The sequence below is a fragment of the Halobacillus sp. genome (assembly GCF_049282395.1).
Lineage (GTDB): Bacteria > Bacillota > Bacilli > Bacillales > Halobacillaceae > Halobacillus.
Genome location: NZ_JBAPTY010000338.1, coordinates 1 through 3383, shown reverse-complemented (window position 1 = coordinate 3383; position 3383 = coordinate 1). Strand labels below are relative to the sequence as shown.

Below are 3383 nucleotides of genomic sequence, written 5' to 3'. Positions count from 1 at the left end.
ATGCTTGATATGGAACCGGAGCGTATCGTCTATGTATCGTGTAACCCTTCGACGCTCGCACGGGATTTGCGTGTTCTTGAGGATGGGGGATATGCGACACAGGAGGTTCAGCCGGTGGATATGTTCCCGCAGACGAGTCATGTGGAGTGTGTGACTTGGCTTGAGAAGAAAGAGAAGTAAGGTTTTAATAAGAAATAGGTTTGTGGAGGTGCTAGAATGGAAGCGAATAAAAAGTGGTTAGCCATACCTGAAAATGAAAGAAAGCAACTTATAGCAAACGTTTTTTGTCGCTCCTGTAAGGATGAAGTGACCATCAAAGATTTTATTATCGTTGATCATCCTATGGGTGTGATGTTAGAGGGTAAATGCAAAAACTGTGGAAGTAAGGCAGTAAGAGTAGTGGAGATGGATGAATGAAGGTAAAGGAGGGGAAAACCCCCTCCTTTTTTGGTATCTGAATTTGAAAACTACTCCTATTACTACTCCTATAGTTGGAAGCGCTGTCCCCGTGCTTCTAAAAAAGAATCGTGTTAGAGTAATACTATAAGAAGAATGAGAGCCCTTGATTACGGGTATAGATAAGGAAATACTTGGCCTGAATCTTGACACAAACGAACATTACATTCACTAGGAAGGGGAATTTCTAATGGCTGACGAAAATTTAAGAAAAACTTTAGTTGATGCTGCTTTTAAAAAGAGCAGCTCAGAAGAAGAACAGAAAGTAAAAGAAGAAGACAAAGCAACGGAAGGCGATATCATTACTTTCCAAAAAGACGGCCAACAGGTTGAAGCTGTCGTAACTTCTTCTAAATTACAAAACTCCGTGGTTTGCGATATGACCATTATGGATGATTTCCACGAGCGCAATTTAGATTTTGAAAAAACCGTTGTTGCTCATAAAAACTACAGCATTAAAGAACGCCGCGACAGGTAAGTTCAACAATAATAATATATAAGAAATAGCATCACGCTTATTAAGTGTGATGCTCCTTTTTTATGTGTGGGACGCATCCAACAATTAGAGTGTCCGGCTTGTTTGCTTTGGGCGTTCTATTACTTCTTCCCATATCAAGCAATGTAACTTCTTGTACCTGATAACTCGCTCTGGTTATTAAAATTCCTCAATAGTCCTCCCTATGTATACTGGATTAGTGGAGATAATCCTCTGCTTATTATTGATTTCAATACTGCCAAGATTGTATTGGAGATAAAGTAGAAGTTTGCATTAAAAAGCCCCTCACCGAATGGCATCCCGGCGAGGGGCTTTTTTCAATTATGCGTTATGATACGCCAAAGAATCTTTATTTGCTTTCAAATCAAAACGATCCGCATTCATAACCTTCACCCATGCATTTACGAAGTCACGCACAAATTTCTCTTGGTTATCATCCTGTGCATAAACTTCCCCGTAGGAACGCAGGATAGAGTTTGAACCGAAGACAAGGTCAACACGTGTGGCTGTGCGCACGAGTTCGCCTGTGTGGCGGTCGCGGCCTTCATAGGTGTTGAATTCGGTTGGATGCCATTCGATTCCCATGTCGAGCAGGTTTACGAAGAAGTCGTTCGTAAGTGTGCCGACGCGGTCGGTGAATACGCCGTGTTCCGTGTCGTTGTAGTTTGCGCCAAGTACGCGCATACCGCCGACAAGTACGGTCATTTCTGGTGCAGAGAGTCCTAATAGGTGAGCTTTGTCTACTAGTAGTTCCTCTGGGCTCCACGCGTATTTTTTCTTCTCATAGTTACGGAATCCATCGGCCATCGGCTCAAGTACTTCAAAGCTTTCTTCATCTGTCTGTTCTTGAGTAGCATCGCCTCGTCCAGGCGCAAATGGAACGGTTACATTCACACCGGCATCCTTGGCTGCTTTTTCGATGGCCGCACTACCGCCAAGTACAATCAAGTCAGCAAGGCTTACGTTTTTATCGAGATCATTTTGAATGTCTTGATAAACAGAGATGACGTTGGCCAACGGCTCTGGTTCGTTTACGTCCCAGTCTTTCTGAGGGGCTAGACGGATGCGGGCACCATTCGCGCCGCCGCGCATGTCGGATTTACGGAATGTGCTGGCAGAAGCCCATGCTGTTTTCACGAGCTCGCTTACAGTCAGTCCAGAGCTTAGAATTTTCTCCTTCAGGTCAGCGATTTCAGTGTCCGTTAAGGTGTAATTCACATCTGGAACTGGATCCTGCCATACTAAATCTTCATCTGGAACTTCAGGGCCGAGGTATCTCGCTTTAGGTCCCATGTCACGGTGAAGCAGTTTGAACCAGGCGCGAGCGAATTTATCGGCGAATTCCTCCGGATTTTCATGGAAATGGCGTGAAATTTTTTCATAAGTTGGATCTTCACGCAGCGCCATATCCGCTGTTGTCATAAAAGTAGGCACGCGTTCAGAGGAATCCTCTGCATCAGGAGCAAGATCCTCTTCTTTAGGGTTAACGGGAGCCCATTGGTTGGCACCTGCTCTGCTCTTCGTAAGTTCCCACTCGTAGCCGAATAATAGATCATAGTAACCGTTGTCCCATACCGTTGGGTTAGGAGTCCAGGCACCATCTACGCCACTCGTAATCGTGTCACGGCCTTTCCCGCTGCCGTGACTGCTTTGCCAGCCTAATCCCTGGTCTTCAATATCAGCGGCTTCCGGGGCTGCGCCTACGTTGGCTTCTGCATCGCCAGCTCCGTGTGCTTTACCAAAGGTGTGACCACCGGCGATGAGGGCAACAGTTTCCTCATCATTCATTCCCATACGCGCAAAGGTTTCGCGGATATCGCGGCCACTTGCTAGTGGATCTGGATTACCATTCGGTCCTTCAGGGTTTACATAGATAAGCCCCATTTGAACGGCTGCAAGCGGATTTTCAAGCTCGCGGTCACCTGAGTAACGGTTGTCACCAAGCCATTCTTTTTCATTACCCCAGTAGATATCCTCTTCAGGGTGCCAGACGTCTTCACGGCCTCCGCCGAAGCCAAAGGTTTTCAAGCCCATGGATTCAAGCGCTACGTTACCGGTAAGAACGAGTAAGTCGGCCCATGAAATCTTGTTGCCGTATTTCTGTTTGATTGGCCATAACAGGCGACGTGCTTTATCCAAGTTCGCATTATCCGGCCAGCTGTTCAGCGGTGCAAAACGCTGAGAGCCTGTGGCTCCGCCGCCGCGTCCATCACCTGTACGATACGTACCAGCTGCGTGCCACGACATACGGATGAAAAGCGGGCCGTAGTGTCCATAGTCAGCAGGCCACCAGTCCTGGCTGGTTGTCATAAGCTCTTCCAGATCCTGTTTCAAAGCATCATAATCCAGCTTTTTAAATTCTTCGGCATAATCAAAGTCCTCACCCATAGGGTTGGTCTTCTTATCGTGCTGATTTAATATGTGCAGATTC

General features: G+C 46.4%; 3 protein-coding genes and 1 pseudogene. 3 read left to right on the top strand and 1 reads right to left on the bottom strand.

Annotation, left to right across the window (positions count from 1 at the left end; translation table 11 throughout):
- From WAM07_RS14440 to WAM07_RS14430, 3 genes and pseudogenes are all read left to right on the top strand, one after another.
- A pseudogene (locus WAM07_RS14440) lies at positions 1 to 180 on the top strand (23S rRNA (uracil-5-)-methyltransferase RumA); the annotation flags it as partial.
- A 36-nt stretch (positions 181 to 216) separates the two neighbouring features.
- Positions 217 to 417, top strand: coding sequence for a hypothetical protein (locus WAM07_RS14435; protein ID WP_422167940.1), 201 nt, complete (start codon positions 217 to 219; stop codon positions 415 to 417).
- Between the two features lie 229 nt (positions 418 to 646).
- On the top strand, positions 647 to 934 hold the full coding sequence (locus tag WAM07_RS14430) for a YkvS family protein (protein WP_422167938.1): 288 nt from the start codon (positions 647 to 649) through the stop codon (positions 932 to 934).
- A 339-nt stretch (positions 935 to 1273) separates the two neighbouring features.
- On the opposite strand, the gene katG is transcribed toward WAM07_RS14430, so the two are convergent.
- On the bottom strand, positions 1274 to 3383 hold a 2110-nt coding region (gene katG / locus WAM07_RS14425; RefSeq protein WP_422167937.1), incomplete at its 5' end, for a catalase/peroxidase HPI.